Below are 16,453 nucleotides of genomic sequence, written 5' to 3' on the forward strand. Positions count from 1 at the left end.
GGCACCTAGCCTCGCGAAGACGCACGGAGTCCTTCCGCGCCGCTTCTTCTCGCGTATTTTGGATAGGGGATTTCACGATGAACCGACGCGCGCTTGTGCTGGCCGGGCTGATCGCCTTCGGCCCGGCGGCTTCCGCCTTCGCCATGGATATGAAACTGCTGGTTACCAACGATCCGCTTGCCACCTGGCGCACGGTGACCTACCCGGGCGGAAAGACGTCAGCCTTCACCATCGGCCTAGGCTCTGCCGCCTTCCGTCATCCGGGTGACCCGGCCAACGTCATCTATGTCGCCTCCGACCGCGGCCCGAACTTCACCTGCGGGGACGCCAAGACGATCATGGGTGAAGCAAGCCAGGCGCTGTGCACGGACGTGAAGGGCGCCCGCTTCTACCCGACACCGGACTATACGCCGTCGATCTACCGTTTGGAGCTCGACCCGGCCAGCGGCACTTTCGCGGTGAAGGACGTGATCTCCCTGAAGACCGCCTCGGGCCGCGCCATTACGGGCCTGCTGAACCCGCAGAGCGTCGCCAAGACGGACCAGGGCCTCGACGCGCAGGGCAACAAGCTTGCCTACGATCCCAATACCGTCGACGCCGAGGGCCTGGTGAAACTCTCCGACGGCAGCTTCTGGATGGGTGAGGAGATGGGCCCCTCGGTGCTGCACGTGGCACCCGACGGGCGCATCGTGAAGCGCATCGTGCCGGCCGATGCCGTCGCCGACTACAAGGACGCAGACACTGAGATTGTCGGCGGCCTGCCTGCCATCCTCTCGAAGCGCCAGGCCAATCGCGGCATCGAATCCATGGCCGTCTCGCCGGACGAGAAGTTCCTCTACTTCATCCTGCAGAACCCGCTCGCCAATCCCGATGCCAAGGCCTACGCGCAGGCGAAGAACACACGCCTGTTCAAGATGGAGCGTGACAGCGCCCGGCTGGTCGGCGAGTACGTCTACCAGTTGGACGATCCGCAGAGCTTCGCGCTGGATCCTTCCGACAAGCAGAACGCGCCGCGCATCTCCGAGATGGCGGCGATCGGCCCCGACCGCCTGCTGGTGCTGGAGCGCACTGACGCCACCACCAAGCTGCACGAAGTCTCGCTGGCCGGTGCCACCAATATCCTTTCCAGCAAGTGGGACGATGCGGCGACCAGTCCCAGCCTGGAGCTCAGCAACGACCTTGCCGGCACCGGCGTCACGCCGCTCGCCAAGACGCTGCGTTTCGACACGGCGCGCGATTTTCCGGAGGCGCCGGTAAAGTTGGAAGGCATAGCTTTTCTGGGTGACGGCACCATGGCCCTCATCAATGACAACGACTTCGGCATCACCGGTGATGCGACCAAGGTGCTATTGGTCGGCGGCGCGGTGAAGGCCGATACTGCCGTTTATACGGACTAGGTCCGTTTCGTTCCCCGCGGCCTGCGGGGGACAGGCGTTCTCCGAAAGCCTCCCTATGGGCCCGGCCCTTTCGCTTGGGGCCTGTAACCTGGGGCCTGTAACTTGCCGGCCGGCACCGCTACCCGCGGTGCCGGCCTTTCTCTTGCAGGCCTCCCTTTGACGCCCATTTCGTTTCGGCGAGCCGCTCGGTTAGACTGAGGGCCATTCTTCGCCGGAGAGAGCATGTCGCGCATCGTCGCTGAAACCACGCACTGGCAGCCAGCGCCGCGTCCGCTGGACGCCGGGCGCGCGGTCTTTGCCATCGGCGACGTGCATGCCCATGCTGACCATCTCTGGGCCCTGCATGAACGCATTGCTGGCATCATTGCCCTCGAACTGGCCGAGTCGCAGGCGGCGGGGCAGGTATCCGTGGTGTGGCTGGGCGACTACGTCGATCGTGGTTGGCAGCCACTGCAGGCCCTCGACCTCGTGGCCGCCGGGCTCGGCCTGCCCGATGTCGAGGAGATCCGCCTGATCGGCAACCACGAGGTCTATCTGATCGAGGCGGCGACCGGCGAGGACCTCAGCCTACCGCGCCTGCTCAACTGGTGGCGCTTCGGCGGCGAGGAGACGCTGAAAACCCTGGCCCCAGACGCGCGCATCGAGGAGCCGGCCGAGCTGGCAGCGGCGCTTGCGGACAGCCTGGGAGGGGAACGGCTCGCCTTCCTGCAGGGGCTCGCCCTGCAGCATCGCATCGGCGACTACCTCTTCGTTCATGCCGGGATCAGCCCGGAACGGCCGCTTGGGGCGCAAACCGAACAGGATCTGCTGTGGATCCGCGAACCCTTTCTCAGCGGCCGCGACTGGCCGCACCCGGTCACCGTGGTGCACGGTCACACACCGGAAGGGCCGACGGCGCTTCCCCACCGCATCGGCGTCGACAGCGGGGTGTTCGCCAGTGGTCGGCTCAGCGCGGTGGAGTTGCGCGGTGACCGCCTGCGTTTCATCTCGACCCAGGAAGAGGCTTGATTCGTCAAGCCGCTGCGAGGTTTGTTGGTTAAAGAATGCTTTCCCTAAGGGCGCCTCTTAAGCAAGCCCTAAGGGTATTCGGCTAGAGTTTTCGACGATTCCGCCCGCTTTCCTCGATCACCGTTTGTTCGGTCACCTAGGGGGCTCTGCGGTAGGTCACGGAAAGGCAGGGGATGGTCCAGGCCAAGGAAAACCGCGAAGTCGATGTGGTTCTGAGCGAGGCCGAGCAGTTGCGCGAGCAGCGCGACCGCTTCCTTGCCTTTGCCTTCGCCGCCTCGGACCTGCTGCTCGAGATCGGCGACGACAGCCTGATCCGCTATGCCGTGGGCGCCACCAACCAGCTGCTTGGCGGCCCGCCCAAGGCGGTGATCGGCCAGGGCTGGCTGGAGATCTTTGCCGAGGAGGACCGCTCGCTGCTGGTCGCCAAGATCGGCGCCCTCACGCCGGGCAAGCGCTGCGGCCCGATCCTGGTGTCGATCCACCCGCCGGGCTTGTCCGCCACTCAGCGCAAGCCACTGCGGGTGGTGTTCAACGCTTGCCGTATTCCCGACCACGAGGACGTCATCTACTGCACCTTGACGGTCGCCAGCATCGGGCTTGCCAAGGCGGCGCGTGCCGATGCGTCACGCACCGACAACGGATTGCTGCGCCGCAAGGCCTTCGAGGAGGCTGCGGTAGAGACCCTGGAGGCGGCACGCGCGTCCGGCCAGGACGTCGAGATCACCTTTATCGAGTTCGTCGGCGCCGCCGGCTTCCGCGAGCGCCTGGGTAGCGACCGTTGGCAGGCCTTCTACGCCGATGCCGGGACCGTCATGCGCAGCGGTGCCATCGACGCCGACGCCGCCGGCGCCATCGCCGAAGACCGCTTCAGCATCGTCCACGAGGCCGGCGCCGACGTCGGTGTCGAGGTGCGCCGCCAACTCGCCGAACTGGCCCGCGCCTTCGACCCCCAGGGTGCCGGGCTGGAGGTTGAGCAGGCCACGGTCACCGCTTCCAGCGAGGAACTCACCAGCGAGGAAGCGGCCCAGGCCCTTGTCTATACCATCAACAAGATGGCCTCGAAGGGCACCGGCAGCCTCGGCGTGGCCAGCCTGGCGGTTTCCTTCCACGAGCAGGTGATGGAAACCCAGGACCGCATTACCGCCTTCAAGGCGGTGGTTGCCGCCAACAAGTTCGATTTCGCTTTCCAGCCCATCGTCGACCTGGAATCCCGGGAGATCTCGCATTTCGAGGCGCTGACCCGCTTCGCCCACGGCGAATCGCCGTACCAGACCATCGTCTTTGCCGAGAACGTCGGCCTCATCCAGGACTTCGACCTCGCCTGCTGCCGGCGCGCCATCGCCTTCATGGCCGAGCGGGCCGCGAGCACGCCGGTGAATCTGGCGGTCAATCTTTCGGGGCTGTCGCTGCAGAACGACGTCTTCGTCGACACCCTTATGGGCCTCTTGCGCCAGCACAGTGGCTTGGCCGGCCGCCTGCTTTTCGAGGCCACCGAATCCTCGCGCATGCACGACCTGGAACGTGTCGCCCGTGTATTCAACGCCATGAAGAGTCAGGGCTTTTCCATGTGCCTGGATGATTTCGGTGCCGGTGCCGCGTCTTTCCAGTACCTGCGCGCGCTCGAGGTCGACTACGTGAAGATCGATGGCACCTACACCCGCCGGCTGCTGACCTCCGACCGTGACGGTCTGATGCTGCGCAACCTTTGCGATCTCTGCGCCGACCTCAAGATCAAGACCATCGCCGAGATGGTTGAACTCGACGACCAAGTGGCAAAACTGCGCAGCCTCGGCGTCCACATGGGCCAGGGCTACCTCTTGGGCCGTCCGGCGCCGCAACCGGTCTTTGCCGGCACCGCGGCGAGCCGCGTCCGACGCTAGCGTGCATTTCGGCGTTATGCGGCCGGAACGCTTCAACGTGCGGTTCCGGCCCCCCGCTTGATTGGGCGGCGGGGAGCCCCCATTTTAACTAGTGGCGGCGCCGCTTTTTGGGCCGCTGGCGGACGGAGGGCCCAGGCGGGTATCCGGATCCGTGTAACAAGCAGCCTTGCTCAAGAAGGAGGAGGCATCCGTTCGATGACGCGCTTGTCCCTTTTCAACAGCCCGCTCCTGCTCGGTTTCGAGCAGTTCGAGCAGGCCATCGACCGCATCTCCAAGACGGCCGAAGGCTACCCCCCTTACAATGTTGAGCAGCTCGGGGAAAACCGGCTGCGCATCACGTTGGCTGTGGCCGGATTCACCGACGACGACCTCTCCGTGCAGATCGAGGATCGCCAGTTGGTCATCCGCGGCAAGCAGGCTGACGAACACGACCGAGTCTACCTGCACCGTGGTATCGCGGCGCGGCAATTCCAGCGCAGCTTCGTACTGGCCGAAGGCATCGAGATCACCGGCGCCCGGCTGGAAAGCGGATTGCTGCATATCGAGCTCGAACGCCCGGTCGTCCAGCCTGAGGTGCGCACCATCAAGATCGTGACGCAGGATGGCACAGACGGCAAGGGATCGGTCATCGAAGGTTTTGGATCGGAGGACTAATATGAACCAGCAGGTCACCTACAGCGAGTTGTCGCCGCAGGATTTCCTGATGCTCGGCATCGACGACGTCGCCTACGTGAAGAAGGAGCGCCAAGACGGCAAGGAGGTCTTCGTGATCCACTCGGCCGACGGCTCCACCATTACCGCACTCACCGACTACGAGGTCGCCTTCGTGGCGGTGCGCCAGAACGGCATGGAGCCGCTCAGCGTGCACTGACCCCGCCGGAGACCCAGCAAGGGCAAGGGCCGCTTCCCGCACAGGGAAGGCGGCCCTTCCGATTCGGCGGTCCTGCCGCCCCACAGCGGATCGCGATCCGCTCTAGGCGGCGTGGCTGGCCTGGCTCTGGGTCAAGAGGGCGTAAATCGCCTCGGCGCTCTCGGTGCCGCGCAGCTTCTCGCAGACCGCGCGGTCGCGGAACAGGCGCGACACCCGGGCCAGCGCCTTCAGATGGTCCGCTCCGGCGGTTTCCGGTGCCAGCAGCACGAAGATCAGGTCGACCGGTTGCTCGTCGATCGCGTCGAAGTCGATTGGTGACTCCAGGCGGGCGAAGAGGCCGTACAGGCGGTCCAGCTCCGGCAGCTTGCCGTGCGGGATGCCGATGCCGTGGCCGACACCGGTGGTTCCCAGGCGCTCGCGTTCCATGAGCACTTCGAACAACGCCCGTTCGGGCTGTCCGGTGAGCTCGGCTGCCTTCTTGGCCAGTTCCTGGAGAGCTTGCTTCTTGCTGGTGACGCGAAGATTCGCGACCACGCTCTCCGGTAAGATCAGATCAGAAATATCCATCAGCAACCTTAGGTCCCCAGCCGGTATCACTCACCGCGGTTTCCGCGCGGGTCGATCCAGCCGATGTTTCCGTCGCTCCGCTGGTAGATCATGTTCAGGCCGCCATGGGCGCTGTTGCGAAACATCATGGCTGGCAGGTTTGCCAGGTCCATGCGCATGACCGCCTCGCTAACCGTGAGCGTCGGAATTTCCGTTGTCATCTCCGCAACGACGGCCGGCTGCCCGTCCGCGTTGCTCTCGTCTTCACTCTCCTCAGGGCCTTCGCCAGCCAGGATGTACTGCTGGGCGGGCAGAGGGGCCGCCTCGGCGGTCTTGCTGTTGTGGTCCCGCAGACGGCGCTTGTAGCGGCGCAGGCGCTTCGACATGCGGTCGGCTGCCGCGTCGAAGGCGGGATAGGGCTCGTTAGCCTCGCCCTGGGCCTCCATCTGTATGCCGCGGCCCACGTGCGCAGAGATCACGGCGCGATACAGGTGCGCCTCGCGCGAAAGCGTTACGGCAACCTCCAAGGCATCCCCGAAATACTTGTCGAGAATACGCGAAAGGCTTTCATCAACGTGCGTTCGCAGCGCGTCACCGACGTCCAGCTGCTTTCCCTTAACGGAGAGCTGCATAATCGCTTTTGTGGATTGAAACGAGGTGGCTTACCACCCTCTCAGCATGCCCTATAGGCACGGCGGGCGCAACATAGAGACGGCCCCAAGTGAAGTCAATAGGCTGTCTCCCATGGTTAATGTACGTGAGAGCGGCCGATATATTTACTGGAAAATCAGATGGTTAAGTCTGGTTAACCAATCCGGCCTTTTCGCGCCGGCGCTGCACGGAGGAGGGAATTCTCATGGCTTCGCGGTACTTGGCCACCGTGCGCCGGGCGATATCTACCCCATCCTTGCGCAGCAGTTCGACGATGGTGTCGTCGGACAGGATATCCTTGCTGCTCTCGGCATCTATCAGCAGCCTGATGCGATGGCGTACCGCCTCGGCCGAGTGGGCGGTGCCGTTGGCCCCGGCGATGGAAGCGGTGAAGAAGTACTTCAATTCAAAGGTGCCGCGCGGGGTGGCGATGTACTTGTTGGACGTGACTCGGCTCACCGTCGATTCATGCATCTCGATCTCGGTGGCGATGTCCCGCAGGGTCAGCGGCTTCATGTGCTCGACGCCCTTGCGGAAGAAGGCGTCCTGCTGGCGCACCAGCTCGGTGGCGACCTTCAGGATTGTCGTCGCCCGCTGGTGCAGGGCCTTGACCAGCCAGTTGGCCGACTGCAGGCGCTCGTTCAGGTATTCGCGCTCCTTCTTGGAGCGCACGGCGCTGGTGATCTGGGCATAGTAGTCGGAGTTCACCAGGACCCGCGGCACGGTCTCGGCGTTCAGTTCGACGATCCAGCCACCCTGCCGGTCCGGGCGCATCAGCACGTCGGGGATCACCGGCTGCGCCACCTCGCCTTCGAAGCTGAGTGCCGGGCGCGGGTCCAGCGCCTTGATCTCAGCAATCATCTCGGCCAGGTCCTCCTGGTCGATGCCGCAAAGCTTGCGCAGCCTGGCATGGTCGCCCTTGGCCAGCAGCTCCAGGTTCTCGACCAGCGCCTGCATGGCCGGGTCGTAGCGGTCGCGCTCTTTCAGCTGCAGGGCCAGGCATTCGGCCAGTGAGCGGGCGAAGATGCCGGTCGGCTCGAATCCTTGGAGCAGGTGCAGGACGGCTTCCAGGCGCTCGAAGGGACAGCCCAGCTGCCCGGCCAGCTCGACGAGGTCGCCGGTCACGTAGCCGTTGTCGTCCAGCTGGTCGATCAGGCAGGCGCCGATCGCGCGGTCGGTCGGATCGGCAATCTCGATCTGTAGCTGCTCGGAGAGGTGCTGGCGCAGGGTGAGGGTGCCGGAAAGGCGCTGTTCCAGCGAGAACTCGTCGTCGCCGCTGGGCGCCGCGCCGCGCGTCGAAAAGGCCGGCTCGCTGCCGGGGCCTTCGAATGCAGCGCCGCCGGTGTAGACATTCTCGTAGTCGGTATCCAGAGGCTCGTCGGCGGACGACGGCAGGTTCTCGGCGGTCGAGCGCTGTACGGTATCGGGATCTGCGACTTCGCGTTCCGAGGTAGGGTCAACGGCTTCGGCCTGCTGGTCCATCGAAGGACTGTCCAGCAGGGTATCGTTGGCGCCTTCGTCGCGATCGAGCAGCGGATTTTGCTCGAGCTCTCGGTCAACTTCCGCCGCAAGTTCCAGGTTGGAAAGCTGCAACAGTTTGATCGCCTGCTGCAACTGCGGCGTCATGACCAGAGATTGGCGCTGGCGCAGTTCCAATCTTTGTGTCGCCGCCATAGCCTTAACCTTTTAGAGGCTAAACCTTTCACCCAAGTAAACGCGGCGTACGTCCTCATGGGCGACGATCTCGTCGGGCGCCCCCTCCATCAACACCACGCCGTCGTGGATGATATAGGCGCGGTCGACGATTTCCAGGGTTTCGCGCACGTTGTGGTCGGTGATCAGCACGCCGATGCCGCGGTCCTTCAGGTGGGAAACCAGGTCGCGGATGTCGCCGACGGCGATCGGATCGATGCCGGCCAGCGGCTCGTCCAAAAGGATGAAGCTGGGCTGCGAGGCCAGGGCGCGGGCGATTTCGACACGGCGCCGCTCGCCGCCCGAAAGAGCCACTGCCGGTGTGCGCCTCAAGTGAGTGATGGAAAACTCCGCCAGCAGGTTTTCCAGGGTGACCTCGCGCTTCTCGCGCACCGGCTCGATAACCTCCAGAACGCCGCGGATGTTCTGCTCCACGGTCAGGCCGCGGAAGATCGAGGCCTCCTGCGGCAGGTAGCCGATGCCCAGGCGAGCACGGCGGTACATCGGCATGTCGGTGATGTCGTGGCCATCCAGGGTGACCCAGCCGTAGTCGGGCGAGATGAGGCCGGTGACGATGTAGAAGCAGGTCGTCTTGCCGGCGCCGTTGGGGCCGAGCAGGCCGACAGCCTCGCCGCGGTCCAGCGACAGGGTGACCCCGCGCAGCACCGGGCGCTTCTTGAAGCTTTTGCCGATGTTGACCGCCATCAGGCCGGCATTATCCGTCACCAGGCGCGGACCTTCGCCGGTTACGGCCGCCGGTTGCGCCGGCCGGGCCTTCTGCGGCGCGACCGCCGACTTGCGCGTCTCACTGACCAAACCGCCCCCACTGCCTCCATCTTCTCATGCGTCGCCTCATTCCCCTGTCGTCTCCAGGGTGGATCAGGATCCGCCGTTGCCGTCCGCCGGTGCCGGCGCCTGCTCAGCGGGCGCCTTATCCTTGCTCGCGCGCGGCAGCACCAGCGCCTTCACCTGCTTGGGCTTCTCAACGCTGCCCGGCGGCGCGCCGAGCAGGCGGCTGACGCCCGTCGCCATGTTGACCTCGGCGTAGTCGCCGTCCAACTGGTTTTCGCCCTGGGTGATTTTCACGTCGCCGGCCAAGGTCGCCAACTCGCGATCGACGAAGTAGGTCCCCTCGCGTCCACGCGCGTATTCCTTGAGGGTCTGGATCTCGACATTGCCGGCCGCGTCGATGCGGCGCACCTCGAGGTCGCCCTCGGCATTTTCCTCGAAGTTGGCCGTCAGCACGTCGGCCTTGATCTGCTTGTCTTCGTGGGTCGCGTGGGCCTTGCCGCGCGCGACGGCTTTGCGCTCGCCTTCCCAGTACTCAAGGCTGTCGCGCGCCGTCACGACGTCTTCCTTGCTGACCAGGCGCAGATCGTCCCCCGTCATCACGAAGATCTGTTCGTCCAGCTTGTACTGCCCCTTGTCGCCGTAGACAGTGCCTTCCGGCGCGTTGATGCGCACGTTGCCGGTCGCCTCCAGCAGGAAGATCTCGCTTTCGCCTTCTTCCCCTTCAGCCGGTTCGCGGTAATAGGCGGTCAGCGTGTCGGCAAGAACCTCGACCTCGCCGCTCGCCGCGCGCGCATTGCCGCGGGCGATGTAGGTCTTGTCGTTGCGATTCCACTCGATGCCTTCTTCGGCGTTGATCTCCAGCGGCTGATCGCTTTCGCGCAGCTGCGCGGCAGTCTGCGCCGAGGCCGACACCGGTGCCAGGGCGGCTAGTCCGAACAGAGCGGCGGCCAGCGCCGGACGCAAGGCTGCTGTCATGCTCATTGCGTCGCCTCCGTCCCAGGCGCAGCGGTGCTGTCCGGCTCCGCGCCCGCCCCCGGCAGGCCGTCCTCTGCTTCCGGATAGATGACCAGGCGGCTCTTGCCGGTGAACACGATCACCTGGCCGCGGTCTCTGAGCCGGAACCCTTCCGACTGCAGTTCGCCGGACGGGCCCTGGCCGCTGACCGGCATGTCGCCCGCCGCCGAACCGTCGTTCAAGTTGATGGTCGCCGTTTCGGTGAGGATGTCGAAACCCTTGTCGTGGGTCAGGTGCACCGTGCCCGTGAGATCGAGGATCTCCTCTTCGCGGCGGTAGTGGCCCACGCGCGCGGTCAGCGCCACCAGGTCGCCCTCCGTGGTCTTGATGTCGGCCTTGGGGTGCTGCAGCTCCACCACGTTCTCGTCGTCCGGTGCCTGGGTCGCCAGGTCGGCGGCGACGTTGAAGGGCTGGTTGTTCTCGTCGACGCCGCTGTAGCGTGCGTTCAGCATGTTCAGCGTCTTGGCCTGGTCGCGCGCAATCTTGGCGAAATCGAGCCCGGAGCGACTGACGTCCGGCATCAGCTGCGGCCAGGCGATGACCAGCAGCACCAAGCCCGCCGCCAGGGCCGGCAGCAGTACTTTCATCGAGCTGACGAAGAGGCTGTAGCTGTTGCGCCCGCTGAGGCGCGGCGGCGGCGGCTTCTGGCGGTCGTTTGCGCCGTCGCGGACCGGACCCGGCGTCTGGATCGTCGAATGGGCTGCGGTTTCTGCCATTAGCGTTCGTGCATCCTTCAAACCACGCCGGCCCGCAGGCAGTCGTGCATGTGCAGGATGCCGACCGGCCGGTCGGCTGGACCGGCCTCCTCGACCACGAAGACGCAGAGGAAGGGCGGCGTCGAGGTGTTCATGAAGGCCACCGCCTCGGCCGCCAGGGCATTGGCGCGGATGGTGCGCGGCTTCGGCGTCATGATGTCGGCGGCCTTCAGGGCCAGGATGTTCTGGTTCATGTGACGGCGCAGGTCGCCATCGGTGATGATGCCGATCAGGCGGCGGTTGCCGTCGATGATGCCGACGCAGCCGAAATGCCCGGCAGTCATGATGAGGATCGCCTCGGAGACCGGGGTGTCGGGTCCGCACAGGGGCAGCGCGTCGGGGCCGTGCATCAGATCGGCGACCCGCAGCAGACGCTTGCCCAGCGCGCCGCCCGGATGGAACACCTCAAAATCGCTGGGCGAGAAATTCTTGCGCTCCAGCAGGGCCACCGCCAGGGCATCGCCGAGGGCCAGCATCAGCGTGGTGGACGTTGTCGGCGCCTGGGTGATCGCGCAGGCCTCCGGCGCGCCTTGAGCGGCCGAGGGCAGAATCAGGGCGATATCGGCGGCCTTGGCCAGCGCGCTGTCCAAGCGCGCGGTCATCGCCACCAGCGGAATGGCAAATCGCTTGGCGTAGGTGACGATGTCGCTCAGTTCCAGCGTGTTGCCGGAATTGGACAGGGCGATGACCGCGTCCTTGGGGGTGATCATGCCGAGGTCGCCGTGGCTCGCCTCGCCCGGGTGGACGAACTGGGCCGGCGTGCCGGTCGACGCCAGGGTGGCGGCGATCTTGCGGGCGATATGGCCGCTCTTGCCCATCCCGGTCACGATGACACGGCCTTCGACGGCGGCTAGGCGCTCCACAGCCTCGACGAAGGCGCCGTCCAGCAGGTTTGCCAGGGTGCTGATCGCCTTGGCTTCCATGTCGAGGACACGGCGCGCGACCTCAAGATCCTTGCCGGGCAGATCTGCTCCTGGCGCTGCCCTTTCGGAGTCCAACTGTGCTTTCATGCTCTCGATCTGTCTCTACAAGCCCCAATCGATTGGCGTTGCCTGCCGCTCGTCGCCGCACCAGCCGCTGGAATCGACCAGGTACGCGCTGCAAGGCACCCCAACAGCCGATCAAACCCCAAACGGCCGAACCTTAAACGGTCATACGGTGCCACCTCTGCGCGTCATCCCCCGAAGCCGCGTGGCTCGCGAATCCAGCCGTACCTTAGCACAGGCGGCCCCACGCTCTGAAAGCCCGATGAGACCCCCAAAAGGCTAGGTCCCGCAAGGCGAATGGCCGCCGGCCGAAGGCGAATGCCTGCCCGGAAGGCCGCGGCGGCGCAGCCGCGGCTCAGTGGGCGAAGATGTCCTGTTCCTGCCAGCCGGCGATGTCGAGCGCGGCGCGCGTGGGCAGGAAGTCGAAACAGGCCTTGGCGAGGCCGTCACGGCCTTCGCGCTCCAGCATGACATCCAATTTGGCGCGCAGGTCGTGCAGATACAAGACGTCGGAGGCCGCGTAGGCAAGCTGTTCCTGGCTGAGTTCCGCCGCCCCCCAGTCCGACGACTGCTGCTGCTTGGAGAGTTCGACACCCAGCAATTCGCGGCAGATGTCCTTGAGGCCGTGCCGGTCGGTGTAGGTGCGCACCAGCTTGGAGGCGATCTTGGTGCAATAGACCGGGGCGCAGTCCACGCCCAGGTAGCGGCGGATGGCGGCCACGTCGAAGCGCGCGAAGTGGAAGATCTTGGTGATCCCGGGGTCGGCCAGCAACGCCTTCAGGTTCGGCGCGTCGTAAGCGTTTCCGGGTCCGCCCCGGGCGAACTGCACCAGATGGCAGACGCCGTCGCCGGCGGAAAGCTGAAGCAGGCAGAGGCGGTCGCGGGCCAGGTCCAGGCCCATGGTCTCGCTGTCAATGGCGACGGCCTTGCCGAGGTCTAGGCCGGCCGGCAGGTCGCCTTTGTGCAGGTGGATTTCAGGTGCGGCCACGCGCGTATTCCGGTCGTCAGGTTCGGGACAGGGGAGCTCGAGGGTGGGTAAATCCAAGAGTTTCGGCCACCCTTGGGCGACCGGCAGTCCAACATAGGCGGTCAATTGAGGCTGTCAACTTGTACCCAGGCTTTGTATATATCGGCCGAGGGTTCGGGCCGGTTTCGATCGGCCGATTGAGCCAGGTGGGTCAAGGCGGGCGGCCCTGGCGGGCCGCCGGTGCCAATGGCAGAGGGGAAAGCGGATGATCGGTGGCGTGGTTACGGTTTTCGGGGGCTCCGGCTTTCTCGGCCGCTATGTCGTGCAGCGCCTGGCGCGAGACGGCTGGCGCGTCCGCGTCGCAGTGCGCCATCCCGCCCGTGCCGCCTTTCTGAAGCCACTGGGCGACATCGGCCAGATCGTGCCGCTGTGTGTGCCGGTGCAGGACCGCGAGGCCGTCGCCGCGGCGGTCGCCGGTGCCGACGCCGTGGTCAACCTGGTCGGCATCCTCTTCGAGGGCGGCCGCCAGCGCTTCCAGGATGTGCAGGCCGAAGGCGCCAAGATTATCGCCGAGGAGGCCTCGGCCGCTGGAGTCCTGTCGCTGGTACATGTTTCCGCGATTGGCGCTTCACCGGAATCACAGTCCGCCTATGCGCGCTCCAAGGGCGCTGGCGAGGCGGCGGTGCGCGCTGCCTTTCCGGGCGCTACCGTCCTGCGGCCCAGCGTGGTGTTCGGCCCCGAGGACGGCTTTTTCAACCGCTTCGCCGAAATGGCCCGCTTCTCCCCTGCGCTGCCGCTGATCGGGGGCGGCAAGACCCGCTTTCAGCCGGTCTACGTCGCCGATGTCGCCCGCGCGGTGATGAAGGCGCTGAACGACCCCGCCTGCCGCGGCAAGGTCTATGAACTGGGCGGCCCCAAGATTTACAGTTTCAAGGAGTTGATGGGGCTGCTGCTCCGGACCATCGGCAAGAAGCGCTGCCTGGTGAGCCTGCCCTTCGGCCTCGCCCGTCTGCAGGCGACGTTCCTGGAATTGCTGCCGGTGCCGCCGTTGACCCGCGACCAGGTGACGCTGTTGCGCCATGACAACGTGGTGTCGCCAGGCGCCCTGACGCTGAAGGATCTGGGGATCGAGCCGACGGCGGCCGAGGGGGTGATCCCCAGTTATCTGGACCGCTACCGCGACGGCGGGCGTTTCGGCAGCCGTGCCAAAGCCTGATGGGACTCAGGCGGCGCTGCCGCCGTAGATCCACAAGAGCAGGCCCGCACCCAGCAGGATGCGGTAGACCACGAAGGGCGTGAACGACGCCCGCTTCAGCCAGCCGATCATCAGCACGATCGAAATCAACGCCACCACGAAGGCCAGCACTGCGCCGACCACGGCTTCGGTGCCGAGCACCATGTTGCCGCTCTTGTAGAGATCGTAGCCGGCCAGGCTGCCGGCGCCGAGGATCGCCGGGATCGCCAGCAGCAGCGAGAAGCGGGCCGCCTCCACCCGCTCGAAACCGAGGAAACGCGCAGCGGTCATGGTGATGCCGGAGCGGCTGGTGCCGGGCAGCAGGGCCAGCACCTGCGCCAGCCCGATCAGCAGGCCCGCGCCAAAGGTCATGTGCTCGATGCGCCGGAAGGTCAGGGTGCTGCGGTCGGCGATGTAGAGCAGGATGCCGAACCCGATGGTCGCCCAGGCGACGATGGTGGTATCGCGCAGGTGGGCGGTCACATCGTCTTTGAAAAGGCCGCCGACGATGACCAGCGGCAGAGTGCCGACCACCAGCAGAGCGGCGAGGCGCGCACCCGGCGTCCAGCGGCCTACCGCCAGGCGGGCCACGCCGCCGGCCATCTGGCCGACCTCCCGCCAGGCATAGAGACAGACTGCGGCCAGGGTGCCGACATGGACGCCAATGTCGAGGGTCAGTCGGTCGGCCTCGGCTTGCTCGATGCCGGTCATGTTCAGGGCGTCGAAGACCTCCCAGGTGAGCACCAGATGGCCTGAGGAAGAAATCGGCAGGAACTCGGTAATTCCCTGGACGATGGCCAGGACAACGACATGCAAGAGCGACAAGGGGGCTTCTCGAGTGCGGCGGTTCCAGGGGCGGCGACGCGGCTTATAGCACCAGTTGATTAACGATCCCATGCAGCAAATTAGTTCCGCTTCGGGACTAATTTTCCGAAACCCTCTCGCAGAGCCCCCCAATATCTGCTATGGTAAGGAACCTGCATGGTTGATAGGTCACTATTGCTGACCTATATTGTTTTTTCCCCTCGCAAACTGCGGGTTCTTGGTCTATAGACGACCGCCCGCGACGGTGCCCCAAAGCCTGGATGTAACCAGAGCATTAGGGTTGCGGCGGGGCGACAACCGCCGATCGTCGGCAGCCCGCCGGGGCGGTCCGACCCAACGGCGGAACGGGTCTGTGAGAGATTTGGGGTTGAAGCCTATGGCCAGTAAAATGCTGCAGTTCGTCAAGCGCGCGCGCGCCATGCCGGAAAAGCGCGCCGCTGAGTTGCGCCGCCGGGATTTCGGTGAGATCTACGACGAGTACGATCCTGAGGCGGCCGCCAACCAGGCTGGACGCTGCTCCCAGTGCGGCGTGCCGTTCTGCCAGGTGCACTGCCCGCTGCACAACAACATCCCCGACTGGCTGATGCTGACCGCCGAGGGGCGGTTGCAGGAGGCTTACGAAACCGCCCAGGCCACCAACAATTTTCCGGAAATCTGCGGACGCATCTGTCCGCAGGACCGTCTTTGCGAAGGCAACTGCGTCATCGAGCAGGCCGGTCACGGCACCGTAACCATCGGCTCAGTCGAGAAGTACATCACCGACACCGCGTGGGAAGAGGGCTGGGTGCAGCCGGTCAAGCCGGCGCGCGAGCGGCGGCAGTCGGTCGGTATCATCGGCGCCGGACCCGGCGGTCTGGCCGCCGCTGAGCAGCTGCGCCGCAAGGGCTACCAGGTCCACGTCTACGACCGTTACGACCGCGTCGGCGGCCTGATGATCTACGGGATTCCCAACTTTAAGCTGGAGAAGGAAGTGGTCACGCGCCGCGCCGATCTGCTGGAGCGTGGCGGCGTGCAGTATCACCTGAACTGCGATGTTGGCAGCGCCGAGAGCTTCGCCGCTCTGCGCGAGCGACACGATGCGGTGCTGATCGCCACCGGTGTCTACAAGGCGCGCGACATCAAGGCCCCGGGCAGTGGCCTCAAGAACATCTTCCCGGCCATGGATTTCCTCACCGCCTCCAACCGCAAAGGCCTGGGCGACAGTGTGCCCGCCTTCGAGGACGGCACGCTGGATGCCAACGGCAAGTCGGTGGTGGTTATCGGCGGCGGCGACACGGCGATGGACTGCGTGCGCACCGCCGTGCGCCAGGGCGCCAAGGCGGTGCGCTGCCTCTATCGCCGTGACCGCAAGAACATGCCCGGCTCGCAGCGCGAGGTGGCCAACGCCGAGGAAGAAGGCGTCGAGTTCGTCTGGCTGTCGGCGCCCGAGGCCTTCCTCGGCGACGACGTGGTGAAGGCGGTGCGCGCTCAGCGCGTTCACCTCGGTATGCCCGACGCTACCGGCCGCCAGATCCCGCAACTCATCGACGGCTCGCATTTCACGCTCGAGGCCGACATGGTGATCAAGGCGCTGGGCTTCGACCCGGAAGACCTGCCCAAGCTGTTCGACACCGAAGGGCTGGAGGTTACCCGCTGGGGCACCGTGCTGACCGACTTCAAATCCAAGATGACCGCGCTGGACGGCGTCTTCGCCGCCGGCGACATCGTGCGCGGCGCTTCTCTGGTGGTCTGGGCGGTGCGCGACGGCCGCGACGCCGCCGAGCAGATTCATCACTACATCCAGGCCAAGGCGGAAGCTTCCGCCGTGGCGGCGGAATAAGGCGGGAGACCAGGAT

16 protein-coding genes are annotated in these 16,453 nt (G+C 65.6%); 7 read left to right on the forward strand and 9 right to left on the reverse strand.

Features of this window, described 5'->3' with window-relative positions; genetic code table 11:
* The first annotated feature begins 77 nt into the window (after window positions 1-77).
* The 5 genes from WDC82_RS07235 to WDC82_RS07255 all read left to right on the forward strand — a co-directional run bounded on the left by WDC82_RS07235 (window position 78) and on the right by WDC82_RS07255 (window position 5,156).
* The gene (locus WDC82_RS07235; RefSeq protein WP_340116582.1) at window positions 78-1,397 is read left to right on the forward strand and encodes an esterase-like activity of phytase family protein; all 1,320 of its coding nucleotides are present in this window, start codon (window positions 78-80) and stop codon (window positions 1,395-1,397) included.
* A 222-nt stretch (window positions 1,398-1,619) separates the two neighbouring features.
* Window positions 1,620-2,405, forward strand: coding sequence for a metallophosphoesterase (locus WDC82_RS07240; protein WP_340116583.1), 786 nt, complete (start codon window positions 1,620-1,622; stop codon window positions 2,403-2,405).
* A 173-nt stretch (window positions 2,406-2,578) separates the two neighbouring features.
* Entirely contained in the window at window positions 2,579-4,285 is a 1,707-nt protein-coding gene (locus tag WDC82_RS07245) for an EAL domain-containing protein (RefSeq protein WP_340116584.1), read from the forward strand.
* 195 nt (window positions 4,286-4,480) lie between these two features.
* Window positions 4,481-4,939 carry an Hsp20 family protein gene (locus tag WDC82_RS07250; protein WP_340116585.1) on the forward strand — a complete coding sequence of 153 codons (459 nt, stop codon included), beginning with the start codon at window positions 4,481-4,483 and terminating at the stop codon, window positions 4,937-4,939.
* A gap of 1 nt (window position 4,940) precedes the next feature.
* Window positions 4,941-5,156, forward strand: coding sequence for a DUF1150 family protein (locus WDC82_RS07255; RefSeq protein WP_340116586.1), 216 nt, complete (start codon window positions 4,941-4,943; stop codon window positions 5,154-5,156).
* Between the two features lie 102 nt (window positions 5,157-5,258).
* Here WDC82_RS07255 and ptsN read toward each other — a convergent pair whose 3' ends face one another.
* The 8 genes from ptsN to WDC82_RS07295 all read right to left on the reverse strand — a co-directional run bounded on the left by ptsN (window position 5,259) and on the right by WDC82_RS07295 (window position 12,580).
* Window positions 5,259-5,723 (reverse strand): PTS IIA-like nitrogen regulatory protein PtsN, encoded by a 465-nt coding sequence (ptsN, locus tag WDC82_RS07260; protein WP_340116587.1) that lies wholly within the window; start codon window positions 5,721-5,723, stop codon window positions 5,259-5,261.
* Between the two features lie 26 nt (window positions 5,724-5,749).
* The gene (gene hpf, locus WDC82_RS07265) at window positions 5,750-6,334 is read right to left on the reverse strand and encodes a ribosome hibernation-promoting factor, HPF/YfiA family (protein ID WP_340116588.1); all 585 of its coding nucleotides are present in this window, start codon (window positions 6,332-6,334) and stop codon (window positions 5,750-5,752) included.
* 163 nt (window positions 6,335-6,497) lie between these two features.
* A complete protein-coding gene (rpoN, locus tag WDC82_RS07270; protein WP_340116589.1) occupies window positions 6,498-8,027 on the reverse strand; it encodes an RNA polymerase factor sigma-54 in 1,530 nt (509 codons plus the stop codon).
* Between the two features lie 12 nt (window positions 8,028-8,039).
* Complete coding sequence (gene lptB, locus WDC82_RS07275; RefSeq protein ID WP_340116969.1) at window positions 8,040-8,774, reverse strand: LPS export ABC transporter ATP-binding protein; 735 nt, start codon at window positions 8,772-8,774, stop codon at window positions 8,040-8,042.
* 150 nt (window positions 8,775-8,924) lie between these two features.
* The gene (locus WDC82_RS07280) at window positions 8,925-9,818 is read right to left on the reverse strand and encodes an LptA/OstA family protein (protein ID WP_340116590.1); all 894 of its coding nucleotides are present in this window, start codon (window positions 9,816-9,818) and stop codon (window positions 8,925-8,927) included.
* Window positions 9,815-10,567: an LPS export ABC transporter periplasmic protein LptC gene (lptC, locus tag WDC82_RS07285; protein WP_340116591.1), complete on the reverse strand. Its 753-nt coding sequence runs from the start codon at window positions 10,565-10,567 to the stop codon at window positions 9,815-9,817. Before lptC ends, WDC82_RS07280 begins: the two co-directional genes overlap by 4 nt.
* Window positions 10,568-10,584: 17 nt before the next feature.
* The gene (locus WDC82_RS07290) at window positions 10,585-11,616 is read right to left on the reverse strand and encodes a KpsF/GutQ family sugar-phosphate isomerase (RefSeq protein ID WP_340116592.1); all 1,032 of its coding nucleotides are present in this window, start codon (window positions 11,614-11,616) and stop codon (window positions 10,585-10,587) included.
* A gap of 331 nt (window positions 11,617-11,947) precedes the next feature.
* Window positions 11,948-12,580, reverse strand: a complete 633-nt coding sequence (locus tag WDC82_RS07295) for a ribonuclease D (RefSeq protein ID WP_340116593.1) — start codon at window positions 12,578-12,580, stop codon at window positions 11,948-11,950.
* 244 nt (window positions 12,581-12,824) lie between these two features.
* Between WDC82_RS07295 and WDC82_RS07300 the strand changes: the two genes are divergently transcribed.
* Entirely contained in the window at window positions 12,825-13,775 is a 951-nt protein-coding gene (locus tag WDC82_RS07300; protein WP_340116594.1) for a complex I NDUFA9 subunit family protein, read from the forward strand.
* Window positions 13,776-13,781: 6 nt separating this feature from the next.
* Here WDC82_RS07300 and WDC82_RS07305 read toward each other — a convergent pair whose 3' ends face one another.
* Window positions 13,782-14,618: an undecaprenyl-diphosphate phosphatase gene (locus WDC82_RS07305; protein WP_340116595.1), complete on the reverse strand. Its 837-nt coding sequence runs from the start codon at window positions 14,616-14,618 to the stop codon at window positions 13,782-13,784.
* Between the two features lie 376 nt (window positions 14,619-14,994).
* Here WDC82_RS07305 and WDC82_RS07310 point away from each other — a divergent pair, with 376 nt between their 5' ends.
* Window positions 14,995-16,437, forward strand: coding sequence for an NAD(P)-dependent oxidoreductase (locus WDC82_RS07310; RefSeq protein ID WP_340116596.1), 1,443 nt, complete (start codon window positions 14,995-14,997; stop codon window positions 16,435-16,437).
* Window positions 16,438-16,453 lie beyond the last annotated feature (16 nt).

Origin of the sequence: Pelagibius sp. 7325 (assembly GCF_037652055.1) — a bacterium.
In the GTDB taxonomy this organism is placed as follows: domain Bacteria; phylum Pseudomonadota; class Alphaproteobacteria; order Kiloniellales; family Kiloniellaceae; genus Pelagibius.